14 protein-coding genes are annotated in these 14,888 nt (G+C 64.2%); 5 read left to right on the forward strand and 9 right to left on the reverse strand.

Annotated features, from left to right (window positions below; translation table 11 throughout):
* Positions 1-46: 46 nt before the first annotated feature.
* The 8 genes from GV002_RS08440 to GV002_RS08475 are packed head-to-tail and all read right to left on the reverse strand — an operon-like array spanning position 47 to position 7,369.
* Positions 47-841 carry a DUF3050 domain-containing protein gene (locus GV002_RS08440; RefSeq protein ID WP_160017888.1) on the reverse strand — a complete coding sequence of 265 codons (795 nt, stop codon included), beginning with the start codon at positions 839-841 and terminating at the stop codon, positions 47-49.
* A gap of 39 nt (positions 842-880) precedes the next feature.
* Entirely contained in the window at positions 881-1,819 is a 939-nt protein-coding gene (locus tag GV002_RS08445; protein WP_256667050.1) for a fatty acid desaturase, read from the reverse strand.
* Positions 1,816-2,643 carry an SDR family NAD(P)-dependent oxidoreductase gene (locus GV002_RS08450; protein ID WP_160017889.1) on the reverse strand — a complete coding sequence of 276 codons (828 nt, stop codon included), beginning with the start codon at positions 2,641-2,643 and terminating at the stop codon, positions 1,816-1,818. Before GV002_RS08450 ends, GV002_RS08445 begins: the two co-directional genes overlap by 4 nt.
* Complete coding sequence (locus GV002_RS08455; RefSeq protein WP_160017890.1) at positions 2,640-3,785, reverse strand: acyl-CoA dehydrogenase family protein; 1,146 nt, start codon at positions 3,783-3,785, stop codon at positions 2,640-2,642. The genes GV002_RS08450 and GV002_RS08455 overlap by 4 nt, the downstream gene beginning before the upstream one ends.
* Positions 3,786-3,789: 4 nt before the next feature.
* Positions 3,790-4,233 carry a type II toxin-antitoxin system RatA family toxin gene (locus GV002_RS08460; protein ID WP_160017891.1) on the reverse strand — a complete coding sequence of 148 codons (444 nt, stop codon included), beginning with the start codon at positions 4,231-4,233 and terminating at the stop codon, positions 3,790-3,792.
* Between the two features lie 9 nt (positions 4,234-4,242).
* A complete protein-coding gene (locus GV002_RS08465) occupies positions 4,243-5,466 on the reverse strand; it encodes an aspartate aminotransferase family protein (RefSeq protein WP_256667051.1) in 1,224 nt (407 codons plus the stop codon).
* 32 nt (positions 5,467-5,498) lie between these two features.
* Entirely contained in the window at positions 5,499-6,581 is a 1,083-nt protein-coding gene (locus GV002_RS08470; protein ID WP_160017893.1) for an SDR family oxidoreductase, read from the reverse strand.
* A gap of 53 nt (positions 6,582-6,634) precedes the next feature.
* Positions 6,635-7,369 (reverse strand): helix-turn-helix domain-containing protein, encoded by a 735-nt coding sequence (locus GV002_RS08475; RefSeq protein WP_160017894.1) that lies wholly within the window; start codon positions 7,367-7,369, stop codon positions 6,635-6,637.
* A gap of 188 nt (positions 7,370-7,557) precedes the next feature.
* On the opposite strand from GV002_RS08475, the gene GV002_RS08480 reads away from it, so the two are divergent.
* The 5 genes from GV002_RS08480 to GV002_RS08500 all read left to right on the forward strand — a co-directional run bounded on the left by GV002_RS08480 (position 7,558) and on the right by GV002_RS08500 (position 13,636).
* Entirely contained in the window at positions 7,558-8,601 is a 1,044-nt protein-coding gene (locus tag GV002_RS08480; protein WP_160017895.1) for an AraC family transcriptional regulator, read from the forward strand.
* Positions 8,602-8,681: 80 nt separating this feature from the next.
* Positions 8,682-10,298 (forward strand): AMP-binding protein, encoded by a 1,617-nt coding sequence (locus tag GV002_RS08485; RefSeq protein ID WP_160017896.1) that lies wholly within the window; start codon positions 8,682-8,684, stop codon positions 10,296-10,298.
* A 19-nt stretch (positions 10,299-10,317) separates the two neighbouring features.
* Positions 10,318-11,085 carry a 3-hydroxyacyl-CoA dehydrogenase gene (locus GV002_RS08490; protein WP_160017897.1) on the forward strand — a complete coding sequence of 256 codons (768 nt, stop codon included), beginning with the start codon at positions 10,318-10,320 and terminating at the stop codon, positions 11,083-11,085.
* 85 nt (positions 11,086-11,170) lie between these two features.
* Positions 11,171-12,361: an acetyl-CoA C-acyltransferase gene (locus GV002_RS08495; RefSeq protein WP_160017898.1), complete on the forward strand. Its 1,191-nt coding sequence runs from the start codon at positions 11,171-11,173 to the stop codon at positions 12,359-12,361.
* Between the two features lie 147 nt (positions 12,362-12,508).
* Entirely contained in the window at positions 12,509-13,636 is a 1,128-nt protein-coding gene (locus GV002_RS08500; RefSeq protein WP_160017899.1) for an acyl-CoA dehydrogenase family protein, read from the forward strand.
* Between the two features lie 43 nt (positions 13,637-13,679).
* Here the strand turns inward: GV002_RS08500 and blaPRC are convergent, their stop codons facing one another.
* Positions 13,680-14,819 carry a PRC family class C beta-lactamase gene (gene blaPRC / locus GV002_RS08505; RefSeq protein ID WP_160017900.1) on the reverse strand — a complete coding sequence of 380 codons (1,140 nt, stop codon included), beginning with the start codon at positions 14,817-14,819 and terminating at the stop codon, positions 13,680-13,682.
* Between the last annotated feature and the right edge of the window lie 69 nt (positions 14,820-14,888).

Genomic DNA, 14,888 nt, shown 5'->3' on the forward strand with positions numbered 1-14,888 from the left:
ATCCTGGTTCTCGTCGTGTCTGCCTGTGCCGGATTGCCGATTGCATTCAGCCGGGCGCGCTGAGAACCCCGTTGACCGCCACCTGGCCGTGGCGTTGCTCCAGACACAGGAGAGCACCGTCCCAGAGCCGGGTGCGGGCACGAATGGCGCTGCGCGCACTGTCCACCAGAACCTGCTGCTGTTCGGGCTCACGGATGAGTTCGGTGATGATTCGCCTAGCGGCGGGGCCGTGGCTGTCGCCATCCATTTCGATATGGCGCCTGAGGTAATGGGTCAGCATCGGCACGCTGGCTTCATCGATGGCCCAGCGTTCGAGCAGGCCGTTGAACATGTCCGGAATAATGTCTTCGCGGCCGAAGAAGAAATACGCCAGTGCCTGTTCGGTCGAGCCGTGCAGAGCGACTTCCAGGGTTTCGTCGACGAATACCCTGGCCGCCGGGGGCAGGTCGTCCATCGCCTCGCTCAGTGGCATGCCGCTCCTCAGTCGCACCAGAAACTGACGGAACCCGCTGCTGTCGGCGCCGATCTCGTCCATGGCGTCCAAATAGAGTTCCAGATGGCTGGCGAAGCCGCCTCCCGGAAGTTCGTCGGACTCCTCGCCGATCACGATTTCGTTGATCAGCCGGGTGGCCATACGGTGCGCGGGAGGCAACCAGGGCAAATCAACACAGGTCAGGTCGCGTTGAATGCGCTTGAGTAGGGTCATGAAGTCCCAGACTGCGAACACGTGGAGTTCCATCAGCAGACGGACGTCTTCCAGCGTGGTGACGCGAGTGAATAGTGGGTGCTCCAGCAGGGCACGGCGTTCGTCGCGAATCAAAGGATCGATATCGAAGGGCATGTTCGGTTCCAATGGTGTGTGCAGTTAAGTGGTGCGCTTTCACGCGCCTGCGTAGGGAAAGCGTGCGCGGCAATAGCGCAACGCGCCGAGGAAGGAGGGCTCCAACAGCGCCTCGCGTCCGTCGTACCAGCCGCTGGCCAGCAGTGCTCGGTGCACGTGGTGCAGGCGCCAGCAGGGCACGCGTGGGTACAGGTGATGCTCCAGGTGATAGTTCGAGCCCAGGTGCAACAGGGTGCTCAGCAGCGCGGTGCGGGAACGGGCGAGCGGCTGTCTGATGTCAGCCGGGAAGGCATGTTCCTGATAGGCGTTGAGTGCGGCGATCAGTAGCGCGAGCAGCAGGCAGGTCAGCAGTGCCGGGAGGAGGGTCGGCCAGTGACTTGCCAGTAGCAGCCAGAGCAGGGGCCAGAGCAGCAGGCAGACCAGATTGGCTCTGGCCAGCAGGCGAATCTGCCAAGCTGGCAGCGGCAGGCAGCCGTCGACGGTGGAGCCGGGCATGGCCAGCCAGAGCGTTTTGAACAGGTAGCGGACGGTGGTATGCAGCCGCGACACCAGCAGGCGTGAAAAGGCCCCGCGATAGCGTCGCAGTACCCGCCAGTCGGGGTCGCGCGGACTGTTGCTGTAGCGGTGATGCTGCCAGTGATCGACGAAGTAGCCCGTGACGCAGAAGCCGAAAAGCAGCGAACTGGTGACCACGGCCAGCAAGCAACTGAGCAAACGGTTGCTACTGAGGTTGGAGTGAAAGCCCTCGTGTCCCAGGATGCCCTGCAGGAACAGGCCGTATCCGGCCGGTAGCAGCAGCGGCAGGGCGGCCAGCGCCCACCAGCCGAACCATTCGCTGGCGGCCACGAACAGCGCCAGTGGCCCGGCGAACAGCAGCAGGGCATAGCCGATCGCCAGCGTCGACTGCCACAGCGACGGCGCCAGCAGATGACGCTCCGGGCGCAATGCCGGTCTGGCGAAGGGCTGGCAGGTCATCATTCGATCAGCTCCGGCTTGAGTTGCAGTTGCCCGGCCTTGCTCAAGCTGTGCAGGCGCAGGCTGATGAAGGCGTCCACCAGACCGGGCAACCAGCGTGCGGTGTACATGGCCAGGCTGCCGAGCGCGGTCAGCCCGGTGTTGCGTAGGCCCTGCCGGTGACAGATACGAACCAGACCATCGCTGGCGTCCTCGAGTTTTTCCTCCAGCGACAGCAGCACACGCCCGCCCAGCTTGAAACTCACCAGTCGCTTGACCGACAGCCCGATCCGTTCGGCTGACTCGTGGATGGCGGTATCGATGAAACCGGGAAATGCCGTGACCACGTCCAGTCGGCCGCGATAGTGCATGCGCAGCACGTCGGAGTAGGCGCTCATGGCGCGTTTGCTGGTGGCATAGGCAGCGATGTAGGGCGCGTTGACCAGGGCGAACAGCGAAGACACATTGATGACCTTGCCGCCTTTGCGCAGCAACGCCGGAAGGAACTTCGCCGTCAGATTCCAGGGCGCCAGCAGGTTGATTTCCAGAGTCCGCCGCACCGACTCGCCGACACCGTCTTCGGCCCGTTCGAGGGTGAGCACACCGGCGTTGTTGATCAGGATATCAATGTCGCCGAAGCGCTCATGGATCGAGCGCACGGCATCGTCCAGCAGCACCGAATCGCAGAGGTCCAGTTGGAAGTAGGCATCGAGTTCTCCGCTGTCCGGTTCGTCGAGACGGTCGATGCCGACCACGATGGCGCCCAGTTGCTTGAGCTTGCAGGCGGTATGCAGGCCCAGACCACGCCCGGCGCCGGTGATGACGATGATCTTGCCGTGCAGTTTCATGAGCGTGCCCCGTTGGCGATGCTGAAGGTAGCGTCCCGCAGGTAGATATCGAGGTTGGTCGACATGCCCAGGCGGCCGGGTGGGTGAAACTGCAAGCCGCGCGTGCTGAGCAGCCACTGGCTGCCCATATTGGAGCGTATAAAGGCGAGCCCTCCGAGCATCTGGTGAGCCAGGTCGGAGGCACGGACCAGTTGCTGTTCCAGGCCATAGCGAACCAGCAACAGGCGCGCCAGTTGATCCTGCAGGTCAACGTCCCCTCGATCCAGCTCGTGCGCGGCCCCCTCCAAAGCACCCAAGCCGAACTGCAATTGGCAACCCAGCTCGACTCGTTGCTGATCGCTCCAGCGCTGCGAGGCCATTGCCTGTTCCGCCAGCCCCAGACAGGCACCGAGGTAAGCGGCGCTGATCAGCAGTTCGAACCAGATGAAACCGATGGTCTGTACGTCGCCCAGGCGGGCCTTGAGCCCGGCGGAAAACAGCATCCTCTTGTCGACGTACACGTCTTCCAGGCGCAGCTCCATGCTCTGTGCGCCGGCCAGCGCGTGATTGGCCCAGAACGGATGCTGAGTGACGCCGGGTGCTGAGGGTGGGATCAGCGCGATCATCAGTTCTTCGCCAGCGGGAGTGTCGCGGCTGTAGCTGGCCGTCAGCAGATCCAGTGAGGCACCGAGGCTGCATGGCTGTTTGCTGCCGCTGAGGCGCACGCCGTCCTTGAATGGTACGGCAGCCATGCCGGTATCGAGGATGCCGCCGCCAGTTACGCCCTCGGCGAAACCGGAGGCCAGCAGCAAGCGCTGCTGGGCGATGGCGGCGAGCAGCAAGGCATCGGCTCCGGCGCCCTTCAGTGCGACAGCCACCAAGCTGGCCACCGAAAACTGGTGCATGGTGCTGGCAACCGCCAGCGATGGCGACAGGGCGCCGATGGCCACCTGCACATGCATGGCCTCAAGCGCAGTGGCGCCCAGGCCGCCCGATGAACGTGGCACCAGCAGGCCCAGCGGGCCTCGTTCCTTGAACCACTGCACCACGGGGCTGTCGGCCGCCTCGCGCTGTTCGAACGGCAATGCCGCCAGTGTCTCGGCGAAGCCGGGTGAGAAGATGTCGAGGGTTTGCCGCGAACGTCGGAGCAGGGTGAGGTTCATGGCGTCAATCCCGTATGAGGCTGTTGGGAAACAGCCCGTGAATGATGCCGCCGATGTTGTCGCGCAGTGCCTGCCAGGCAATCGGGTCAAGCATGTCGGCGAGCATCGGCAGGCCGATATCGAAGCGCGAGCGAAAGGCGATGTTGGCGCCTTGTTCGACATCGCTGATCTGCCAGGAACCGGAGAAATGTTCGATATCGCCTGTGGTCTGACGGAAGCAGATGATGAGATTGATGGGATCGAAAACGTCCAGTTCCTGCCACCTGAGAACACCGCTGTGGAAGTCCACCTCCCAATCGCTGAGTGTCTCGTTGTGTTCCATCGGCTGGATGTCGATTTTGCGTATCGATTCGCACAGATCGGGATAGGTACTGAAGTTACTGAGGGTCGTATAGACCGTTTCGGCACTCTGGCTTGGCACAAAGGCGGTCAGGCTGACTTCTTTCATGGGGCGGTCCTATGGGCTGAGGGTGTGGGCCAGAGCGGTGGCGAAGCCATCGAGCAGCCATTGCACGTCACTGTCGCCATACATCACCGAGGGCGTCAGGCGGATCACGCAGTGATCATTGAGCGAGTGATTGACCACGATGCGCTGTGCGAGCAGGTGCATGACCATGTTTGCGGCGAGCGAGGCGTCGCTGAATTCGAACCCCAGCAGCAGCCCGGCGCAGCGCAGTTGAATCTGGCTGCTCCATTGGCGCCGGCGCAGCAGCGTCTCGAATGCGTACTGGAGCGTTTCGCCCAGGCGCTGGGCGCGTTGCACCAGAGCGTCGCGCTGCATCACCCTCAGCGTTGCCACCACGGCAGCCATGGCCAGTGGATTGGCCCCGAAGGTGCTGGTGTGCAGCAAGGGATTGCGGTTCAGTGGTTCCTGCATGCGTGGGGTCGCCACCATGGCGCTGACCGGTACGCAGCCGCCTGAAAGGCTCTTGCCGACCAGCATGATGTCGGCAACCACGTTTTCCTCGTCACAGGCCCACCAGCGCCCGGTGCGTCCCATGCCCGACTGGATTTCATCGAGGATCAGTACCGCATCATGCTCATCGCAGAGGTCGCGTACCTGGCGCAGGTAGCCAGCGGGCGGCCTTATTACACCGGCTTCGGCCTGTATCGGCTCAAGGATCACGCAGGTCCGCTCAGGCAGGCTCTGCAACTGTTCGCGTAGGGCCTGGCTATCGCCATACGGGACGAAGTGGCTCTGCTTCAGCAGGCGGGCGAAGGGATTGCGGTAGAGCGCATTGCCGGTGACCGCCAGTGCGCCGAGCGTCTTGCCATGGTAGCCGCCCTGCATCGAGACCACGTGCTGGCAGCCATTGAGGCAGGCCAGTTTCAGCGCTGCCTCGGTGGCTTCTGTGCCGGCGCAGCAGAAATAGACGTATTGCAGGTCGCCGGGGCAGACGGCGGCCAGGGCGGCGGCCGCACGAGCCTGGAAGGGGTTGAGCAGCAGCTTGCTGGCCATCGGGTGGCTGTGCAATTGCACACTGACCTCGGCGACGATGTCGGGGTAGGCGTGACCGAGTAGAAAGACTCCATAGCCACCGGCATCGAGGTAACTGTTGCCATCGCTATCGAACAGGTGGGCACCGGCGCCGCTGGACTCGATCGGCAGGTTCATCAGCGAGGCCAGACGCGCATAGCCGGCGTTGACATGGTCGCGATACTGGTCATGCACTTGTGTCATCAAGCGTTCCCGAGACGAGGCTTCGAGGTTGTTCATGCTTGCGCAACCTCCAGCGTTGGCCCTGATGTGCGGCTGCTCTCGAGGGGAATGTTGAGCATGCGCCGCACGGCGCCGAGCCTCGTGGCCAACTGGGCGAGATTGAGCATCATTTCCTGACGTGGGTTGCGCAGGGCCAGGCGCGCTGCTGGCAGTAGCTCGTCCAGGGAGCTGGGCAAGGGCTGGCGCAAGCTGGCGTAGCGGCACATCTGTGCGGTCATGGCGAGTGCGGCGCGCGTGTGTTCGTCCAGCGCAGGCAGGAAAACCGGGCGTACCAGGCGTTCGTAGACATCCGGTTGCAGGCAGCGCGGGCGTCGGAACGGTTTGTGCTGCTGTTGCATCTCGGCGCACATCAGATCCAGCATCATGCTGAACTCGAGAGCCTGGGCGCCGCTGGTGAGGTTGTAGTCGTCGCCGATCAGACGCTGATCCAGCGCACTGGCGATGGCTGCGGCGACCACGTCGCGGGGAATCAGGTCGACGCGTCCCGACTCCGGACATGGAATGATCGGCAGGAAGCCAGACATGACCAGCCCCATGCTCAGGTGGAAACCCTGCAGATTGGGTATGTGACCATCCAGGCTGTCGCCGATGATGATCGAGGGACGGAAGATCGACGCGGCTACACCGGCCTCTCGTACCAGAGTTTCGGCCTTGCGCTTCGTGGCTTCATAGGGTGTCTGCGGCAACACCCCGGTGTGGTATTCGCAGGGCAGGGTGAAGGCCGTACTGACATGGTAGAACGGCACATCAGCGTCGCGGGCGAAGGCCAGCACATGCACCGTACCCTGGCAGTTGACCTCGAAAATCTCTGCGTTATGGCCGTTCAGGCGCGTCACGGCAGCGCAGTGAATGACCCAGTCGATCCTTGCCAGCAGTGCCACATAGGCGTTGGCGCTGAGGCCCATACGCGGCTGGCGGATATCGCCATACACGAGTTCGACGCCGTCGTGGCGAATGCTTCGACGCCTGACCAGGCATACCAAGTGGTAGCGGTCGGCCAGTTTGGAGATCAGGCTATCGCCCAGTACGCCGCTGCCACCGGTTATTAGAACGGTTATCTTTGAGTTGCCGGACATGAGTTGTACTCCTCGACTGGCAGGGCGCAGTAGAGGTACAGGATGGCGCGGGCTCAGCGGGGATTATTGAATGAATCGCTCGTCTTGCGCAGGATCAGCGCGACGCGCCCAGGCGAGAGGCCGATCATGCGCCGCATCATGCGCGTCAGGTGGGCCTGATCAGCGAAACCGCCTTGCATGGCGGCATCGCTCAGGCTGGCTTCGAGAGCCAGAGCCCGACAGGAGCGTTCGAGCTTGCGCCAGATGATCCACTGCGACAGGGGTACGCCCATCTGGCTGTGGGCGACATGGCGCAGGCGCGGGCGGGAGATGCCAGCCGTACTGGCGGCGCGAGAGACCGCGCCGACACCGCTGCAGTCTGCGCGCAGCAGGTCGAGGATATTAGACAGGCGCGGGTCGAAAGCCTGTGCACTGACCAAGCACTGTTGCAGCGCAACGACCGCCTGCTCAAGCGTTGCGGCATGGCGGATGCAGTGGGTAATCGCCTGGCTGGCTACGGCTGTACCACGACTGCCGAGCTGGCGATGCAGGGCACGTCCCAGTGGCGCGTCGGGGTAGAGAAAAAGTAGCGCCATGCGGCCCGTGCTTACCAGTGCGTGGTGACGCACACCCGGGCCGATGATGACGCCGTCGCCTTCAAGGATGCCGTCGTCGAGTGCCACCCTGACGCCGTATTGCAGGCCGACACAGAGCTGGATGGCGACATGCACGTGGGGGCTGCTTTCATCATTCAGGCCGACATAGCCGAGCCAGTCCTTGCCGAAGGTGACCTTGCCATTCCATTTCATCTGTCATACCCGCACCTGGCTGTTGAGGTTGGCGGAACGCAGCCCACCATTTGTCACTGGCGTTGCCGTGAGGCAGGGATGCCACGGATCATCGGCAAATGCAATGTCGCTGTCGCCGCATCACACTTGCCGAGACGCTCGTCACTTGCCAAAGTGCCCATCCGACGCCCTGCTCAGGAAGGAGCCCGATGACTGACAGCGCCCTGGAGAAAGGCACCATCTCCGTCCATCTGGTTGCCGAAGCGTTGCAGGCGTGGCGCCGTCGGGGTCTGCCCGAGGCGCCGCTGTTGGCGCAGGCCGGTATCAGTCCGGTGCAGTTGCAGCGACCCCAGGCGCGGGTTTCGGCACAGGCTTATGCGCGCCTGTGGCTTGCCCTCGCAGCGGGCCTGGACGATGAGTTCTTTGGCATGGACAGCCGCCGGCTGAAGTCCGGCACCTTTGCCTTCATGGCGCGCACGGCACTGGCCACCGACAACCTGGGCGTGGCTTTGGATGTGATGGTGCGCCTGCTCAATCTCGGTCTGGATGACGTGCAACTGCGCCTGGAGCGGGCCGACGGCCTAGCCCAGGTGGTGGTGCGCGAGTCCGGCGTGCAGCCGTTGCGGGCCTTTGCCCATTTCACCCTGTGGATGATGGTGCATGGGCTGTGCTGCTGGTTGGTGGGGCGGCGCCTGCCCATCGTGGCAGTGGAGTTGCGTTGTACCCGTCCCGATTATGTCGCGGACTATCAGGTGATGTTCGGGGATGAGCTGCGTTTTGAGTGTCCACGCAGCCGCTTATTGCTGGAGGCCGATTGCCTGAACCTGCCGGTTTCGCGAAGCCATAGTGAGCTGCGCGGCTTTCTGCGTGGCGCGCCTGCCAACATTCTGGTGCGCTACCGCGACCCGCAGAGCCTGACCATGCGCGTGAAAGCCTGCCTGCGCAGTCTGGAACCGGCCCACTGGCCCGATTTCGAGCAACTCTCGCAGCGCTTTCACATGGCCAGCTCGACCCTGCGCCGTCGCCTGGCGCGCGAGGGGCAGAGTTATCAGGTGCTCAAGGATCAGGTTCGCCGCGATCTCGCCGTCGCGTGCCTGGACGCCGGCGGCCGGCAGTTCGCCGAGTTGGCCGAGACACTCGGGTTTGCCGACGCCAGTGCCTTTTACAAAGCCTTTCGCAAGTGGACCGGCACGACACCGGGCCAGTACTGCGCGGCAGAACGGGCGGCTGTCAAAAGTGCTCGCCACGATTGAAGCCTTTCGACATTGCCGCAACCGGCCGGCGCCGTGACCATCTGGGACACTCCGCACAATAACAAGCCGGGAGCCCCGCCATGCATGATTACTTCTCTGCCGCACGCCAGTTCGATCCGTCTCGCGCCATGGCTGACGCGCTGACGGGGAATCGCGATGCGCTCAATGCCTGTGTCGAGTGCTGTGACCGCCATGCCGCCAGCGGTGCCATCGCCCTTTATTGGGAAGGGCAAGGGGGTGAACGTTCATGCTGGACCTTCGCCGAGTTGCAGGAACAGGCTTCGCGCTTCTCGCACTACCTAAGCAGTCAGGGTATCGGCGCCGGAGATGTGGTGGCCGGCCTGCTACCGCGCTCGCCGGAGCTGCTGGTCACCATTCTGGGTACCTGGCGTATCGGCGCCGTCTATCAACCGTTGTTTACCGCCTTCGGTCCCAAGGCCATCGAACATCGCCTGCTGGGTGCCGGTACGCGGTTGGTGGTGACCGATCAGGCCAACCGCGACAAGCTCGATGCGATCACGCCGAGCCCTGCGGTGCTGACACTAGGCGCCGAGTTCGCTGCTGCATTAGGCCAACGCGCCACCTTTGCGCCTGTCATGCGCAGCGGCGACGATCCCTTCCTGTTGATGTTCACCTCTGGCACCACCGGGCCGGCCAAACCTCTGACCGTTCCGCTCAAGGCGATCACCGCGTTCGTAGGCTACATGCGTGATGCGATCGGCCTGCAGGCCGACGACCGCTTCTGGAACCTGGCCGATCCGGGCTGGGCCTACGGCCTCTATTACGCGGTGACCGGGCCGCTGGCCATGGGGCTGTCGACCACCCTCTACGAAGGCCCCTTCAGCGTCGACAGTACCTGTCGGATCATTCGCGAGCAGGGCATCAGCAACCTGGCGGGTTCGCCGACCGCCTTCCGCTTGTTGATGGCCGAGCGGGAGCGGGTCGAGGCACAATTGCGCGGGCGCCTGCGCGCGGTGTCCAGCGCCGGCGAGCCGCTGACGCCGGAGGTGATCCGTTGGTTCGATCAGGAGTTGGGTTGCACCATCCATGACCACTACGGGCAGACCGAACTGGGCATGGTGCTGTGTAACCATCATGGCCTGCAGCACCCGGTGCACAGGGGGGCAGCCGGCTACGCCGTGCCCGGTCATCGCGTGGTGGTGCTGGACGAGCAGATGCGCGAGCTGTCGGCGGGCCAGCCCGGCATCCTGGCGGTGGACCGGCGCCGCTCGCCGTTGTTCTGGTTTCCCGGTTACCTGGGGCTGCCGACCTCGGCCTTTGTCGGTGACTATTACCTCAGTGGCGATACCGTCGAGCTGAACGTCGATGGCAGCATCAGCTTCGTTGGCCGTGCCGACGACGTAATCACCACCAGCGGCTACCGGGTCGGCCCGTTCGACGTGGAAAGCGCGCTGATCGAGCATCCCTCTGTCGTCGAGGCAGCGGTCATTGGCAAGCCGGACCCCGAGCGTACCGAACGGGTCAAGGCATTCGTCGTGCTCAAGCCCGGTCATGCGCCAGATGCAGTGCTGGCCGAGGCATTGCAGCGGCACGTGCGCGAGCGCCTATCTGCGCATGCCTATCCGCGTGAGGTCGAGTTCGTCAGCGAATTACCCAAGACCCCGAGCGGCAAGATCCAGCGTTTCCTTCTGCGCAACCAGGAAATCGCCAAGACCCAGGTGGCCGTCAGTCATTGAAATCACAGGAGGTCCAAGCATGCGTATCGACAAGTCCGTATTCCTGATCAGCGGCGGCGCCTCTGGCCTGGGTCTGGCTAGCGCCCGTGAGCTGGTTGGGCAGGGCGGCCAGGTGGTGGTGCTGGACATCAACGCTGAGGCAGGCCAGCAGGCCCTCGCCGAACTTGGCAGCAATGCCCGTTTCGTGCGCGCCGACATCACTCGCGAAGAAGATGGCCACGCAGCCGTGGCGCAGGCGTTGGCGGCATTCGGCGCTCTGCACGGACTGGTCAACTGCGCCGGCGTCGCGCCAGCCGAGAAGATACTGGGACGCAATGGTGCGCATGGCCTGGACAGTTTCCGGCGTACCGTCGAGATCAATCTTATCGGCAGTTTCAACCTGTTGCGTCTGGCTGCCGAGGCCATGGCGCAGAACACGACGAACGCCGAGGGCGAGCGTGGGGTCATTATCAATACTGCGTCGGTGGCAGCGTTCGACGGACAGATGGGGCAGGTTGCCTATGCTGCTTCCAAGGGTGGCGTCGCCGCACTGACGCTGCCGGCGGCGCGCGATCTGGCGCGCTCGGGCATCCGCGTGATGTGCATTGCGCCAGGCGTGTTCGAGACGCCAATGATGGCCGGCATGCCGCAGGAGGTGCGTGATTCGCTGGCGGCCAACGTGCCGTTCCCGCCGCGGCTGGGGCGCCCCGATGAATACGCTGCACTGGTACGGCATATCGTCGAGAACCCGATGCTCAACGGCGAGGTGATCCGCCTCGATGGCGCGCTGCGCATGGCGGCGAAGTAACGGACAGGTAGCCCGGATGCAATCCGGGGAGCCCCCCACACATTCCCCGGATTGCATCCGGGCTACAGGACTCGCAGGTTAACTTATGAATCAGCAACTCGACCCCGTCGTTATCGTCAGCGCAGTGCGCACGCCCATGGGCGGCTTTCTCGGTGATCTGGCCGGTCTGACGGCGGCTGAACTGGGCGCCGCTGCCATCCGCTCGACCCTGGAGCGTGCCGGGCTCGCGGCCGAGGCAGTGGACACGGTACTGATGGGCTGCGTACTGCAGGCCGGACAGGGCCAGGCACCGGCGCGCCAGGCCGCGTTGGGCGCCGGGCTGAGCCAGGCGGCGCAGTGCACCACGCTGAACAAGATGTGTGGCTCCGGTATGCAGGCGCTGATGCTCGGTCATGACCAGTTGCTTGCCGGCAGCGCCGATGTGCTGGTGGCCGGCGGCATGGAGAGCATGTCCAATGCGCCGTACTTGCTGGCGCGCGCCCGTGGCGGTTATCGCATGGGCCATGGCCAGGTGCTCGACCACATGTTCCTCGATGGTCTGGAGGACGCCTACGAGCGCGGTCGACTGATGGGCACCTTTGCCGAGGATTGCGCGCAGCAGTATCGCTTCAGTCGTGAGGAGCAGGACGCCTATGCCCTGGAGTCGCTGCGTCGCGCCCAGCAGGCGATAACCGACGGCAGTTTCGCCAGTGAGATCGTCGCCGTGGAGGCACCGCAGGGGCGTGAACGGCGCCAGATCAGCAGCGATGAGCAGCCGCCCAAGGCCCGCCCGGACAAGATACCCACCCTGAAGCCGGCGTTTCGCGAAGGCGGAACGGTGACGGCGGCCAATGCCAGCTCCATTTCCGATGGCGCCGCCGCGCTACTGCTGATGCGCCTGTCCGAGGCTCAGGAACGCGGCCTGGCGCCGCTGGCGCGCATCGTCGGTCATGCTGGCCACGCCCAGGCGCCGAATCTGTTCACCACCGCTCCGGTTTCGGCGATCCAGCGCTTGCAGGCGCGTATCGAGTGGCCACTGGAGACGGTCGACTTGTTCGAGATCAACGAGGCGTTCGCCGTGGTGCCGATGGTGGCCATGCGTGAATTGGGCATCGACCACGCCAAACTCAACATAAACGGCGGCGCCTGCGCCCTGGGCCATCCCATCGGCGCGTCCGGTGCTCGCATTCTGGTGACGCTGCTGGCGGCGCTTAAGCAGCGCGGGCTCAAGCGTGGCGTGGCCTCCGTGTGCATCGGTGGCGGTGAAGCCACTGCCGTGGCTATCGAAATATTCTGATCTATGTACATGTACGCACCGTGGGACGGGCTTTCGGCTCGGGCATCCTGCTTCGCTCTACCTCCTGCATCCCAGCAGTCGTAGCCGCGACAGTCGCCGCTGAAGCGCCTCCCACGGAGTGATCAAATCGCATCACCGGAGCCAGCCATGCTGCCAAAAGAAGAAGAAATCCTCATCCGTGACATGGCCCGCCAGTTTGCCCAGGAACGGCTGAAACCCTTCGCCGCCGACTGGGATCGCGAGCATCGCTTCCCTGCCGAGGCCATCGCCGAGATGGGGCAACTGGGCTTCATGGGCATGCTGGTGCCGCAGCAGTGGGGCGGCGCCGAGACCGGCCACCTGGCCTACGCCATGGCCCTGGAGGAGGTGGCGGCTGGCGATGGCGCCTGCTCAACCATCATGAGCGTGCATAACTCGGTGGGCTGCATGCCGATTCTCAAATACGGCAGCGAAGAGCAGAAGCAGCGTTTTCTCCGTCCGCTGGCCGAGGGCAAGATGCTCGGCGCCTTCGCCCTGACCGAACCGCAGGCCGGCTCCGACGCCAGCGACCTGCGCACCCGCGCCCGGCGTGACGGCGAGCACTATGTGTTGAGCGGCGCCAAGCAGTTCATCACCTCCGGCAGTCATGCCGGCATGGTCATCGTGTTCGCCGTCACTGACCCGCAAGCGGGCAAGAAGGGCATCAGTGCCTTTATCGTGCCGACCGATGCGCCGGGATTCTCCGTGGCCAGGGTCGAGGACAAGCTCGGTCAGCATGCCTCCGACACCTGTCAGCTCCAGCTTGACGAAGTACGCATCTCAGCCAGCCTACGCCTGGGCGAGGAGGGCGAGGGCTATCGCATCGCCCTGGCCAACCTGGAAGGCGGACGTATCGGCATCGCCGCGCAAGCGGTGGGCATGGCGCGGGCGGCATTCGAGGCGGCGCGTGATTACGCCCATGAGCGGGTGACCTTCGGCAAGCCAATCATCGAGCACCAGGCCGTGGCCTTTCGCCTGGCCGATATGGCCACGCAAATCGCCGTGGCGCGGCAGATGGTGCACCACGCCGCCAATCTGCGTGAGGCAGGCCAGCCATGCCTGACCGAGGCTTCGATGGCCAAACTGTTCGCCTCGGAGATGGCCGAGCGGGTGTGCTCGGCGGCGATCCAGACGTTGGGTGGGTACGGCTACCTCAAGGATTTCCCGGTCGAGCGCATCTACCGCGACGTGCGCGTGTGTCAGATCTACGAAGGCACCAGCGACGTGCAGCGGATGGTGATCGCGCGCAGTCTTTAAGCGCAAGGTGCGCATCCTGCGCGCCGATGCCTTGCAAACCAGCCTAGGGTTCTAGGCTCTCGAGCAACTGCAACGCCAGGCGCACGCGCTCGGCATTCGGGTAGTTGCGGTTGGCGAGTATCACCAGGCCGGTATCGCGCGCCGGCAGCAGCAGGATGTAGGCGCCGAAACCATTGGTCGAGCCGGTCTTGTTCAGCAGCAGGTCACCTTCGGCCGGTTCGGGAACACTGAAGCGTTTCACCGGCTGGGGCTGGAGCGCCATCTCGGCGGAGTTGCCAGCCTGCAGTTTTTCCAGGCTGATGGGGTGGGCGTAACGCTCCCAGCCCAGGGCCTGGGTCATGTCACCGACCTGGTAGTAGCCGCGATGAGTGGAACTGATGGCCTGGCGCAGCGGTGCGGGCAGCTTGTCCGGGTGCAGGTTGGCCTCGATAAAGCGCAGCATGTCGGCCGCAGTGGATTTCAAACCGTAGGCTTCGGCATCCAGCGCGCCGGGGCTCACGCGCACGGCCTTGTCGTCGCGGTAGCCCCAGGCATAGCGCCTCATCTGCTCGGTCGGTATCCGTACGTAGCTTTCCTGCATGCCCAGTTGTGGCAGCAGGTCCTTCTCCATCAACTGCTGAAACGGCTTGGCCAGGCTGGCGGCCGCCAGGTGGCCGAACAGGCCGATGCTGGGGTTGGAATACAGCCGCTGCATACCCGGCGGATAGACCGCCTGCCAGTTGCGGTAATAGTCGAGCATCTGTCGTTCGCTGCTGACCGCATCCGGAAACTGCAGCGGCAGGCCACCTGCGGTGTAGGTGGCCAGATCCAGCAGGCTGATGTGATCGAAGGCGGTGCCGCGCAGGGCCGGCAGATACTGGCTGGCGTTGTCGCTGAGATTCAGCGTACCGCTGGCCTCGGCGTAGGCGCCAAGGGTGGCGGTGAACAGTTTGCTGATCGAGCCCAGTTCGAACAGGGTGTGGCGATCCACGGCCTGGCCGCTCTCACGTGAGGCGACGCCGAATTCGAAGACATGCTGCTGCCCCTTGTGACTGATGGCGATGGCCATGCCGGGGATGGCGTAGCTCTGCATCATCGGCTTCACGGCGGCGTCCACCTGTTTGTCCAGTGAGGGCGAGGCCGACGCCTGGCTGGCGGCCAGCAGCGCCAGGGCAGCGAAAAGGGGGCGGTACAGGTGGCGCATGGTGAGTTCCTTTCGTGGCGGGACGATGTCTGTCCTGCTCGGCGGGCGAGTGCGGTGGCAAATCTATGG

The organism is Pseudomonas sp. 8O (genome assembly GCF_902506495.1).
Classification (GTDB): Bacteria; Pseudomonadota; Gammaproteobacteria; order Pseudomonadales; family Pseudomonadaceae; genus Aquipseudomonas; species Aquipseudomonas chaetocerotis.

What these genes read in the sequence shown, in the direction of transcription:
- GV002_RS08485 (WP_160017896.1), top strand. Translation starts at nt 8,682, where the DNA reads ATGCATGATTACTTCTCTGCCGCACGCCAGTTCGATCCGTCTCGCGCC.
- GV002_RS08465 (WP_256667051.1), bottom strand. Translation starts at nt 5,466, where the DNA reads ATGACACAAGTGCATGACCAGTATCGCGACCATGTCAACGCCGGCTAT.
- GV002_RS08445 (WP_256667050.1), bottom strand. Translation starts at nt 1,819, where the DNA reads ATGATGACCTGCCAGCCCTTCGCCAGACCGGCATTGCGCCCGGAGCGT.
- GV002_RS08440 (WP_160017888.1), bottom strand. Translation starts at nt 841, where the DNA reads ATGCCCTTCGATATCGATCCTTTGATTCGCGACGAACGCCGTGCCCTG.
- blaPRC (WP_160017900.1), bottom strand. Translation starts at nt 14,819, where the DNA reads ATGCGCCACCTGTACCGCCCCCTTTTCGCTGCCCTGGCGCTGCTGGCC.
- GV002_RS08455 (WP_160017890.1), bottom strand. Translation starts at nt 3,785, where the DNA reads ATGAACCTCACCCTGCTCCGACGTTCGCGGCAAACCCTCGACATCTTC.
- GV002_RS08470 (WP_160017893.1), bottom strand. Translation starts at nt 6,581, where the DNA reads ATGTCCGGCAACTCAAAGATAACCGTTCTAATAACCGGTGGCAGCGGC.
- GV002_RS08480 (WP_160017895.1), top strand. Translation starts at nt 7,558, where the DNA reads ATGACTGACAGCGCCCTGGAGAAAGGCACCATCTCCGTCCATCTGGTT.
- GV002_RS08450 (WP_160017889.1), bottom strand. Translation starts at nt 2,643, where the DNA reads ATGAAACTGCACGGCAAGATCATCGTCATCACCGGCGCCGGGCGTGGT.
- GV002_RS08460 (WP_160017891.1), bottom strand. Translation starts at nt 4,233, where the DNA reads ATGAAAGAAGTCAGCCTGACCGCCTTTGTGCCAAGCCAGAGTGCCGAA.
- GV002_RS08500 (WP_160017899.1), top strand. Translation starts at nt 12,509, where the DNA reads ATGCTGCCAAAAGAAGAAGAAATCCTCATCCGTGACATGGCCCGCCAG.
- GV002_RS08490 (WP_160017897.1), top strand. Translation starts at nt 10,318, where the DNA reads ATGCGTATCGACAAGTCCGTATTCCTGATCAGCGGCGGCGCCTCTGGC.
- GV002_RS08495 (WP_160017898.1), top strand. Translation starts at nt 11,171, where the DNA reads ATGAATCAGCAACTCGACCCCGTCGTTATCGTCAGCGCAGTGCGCACG.
- GV002_RS08475 (WP_160017894.1), bottom strand. Translation starts at nt 7,369, where the DNA reads ATGAAATGGAATGGCAAGGTCACCTTCGGCAAGGACTGGCTCGGCTAT.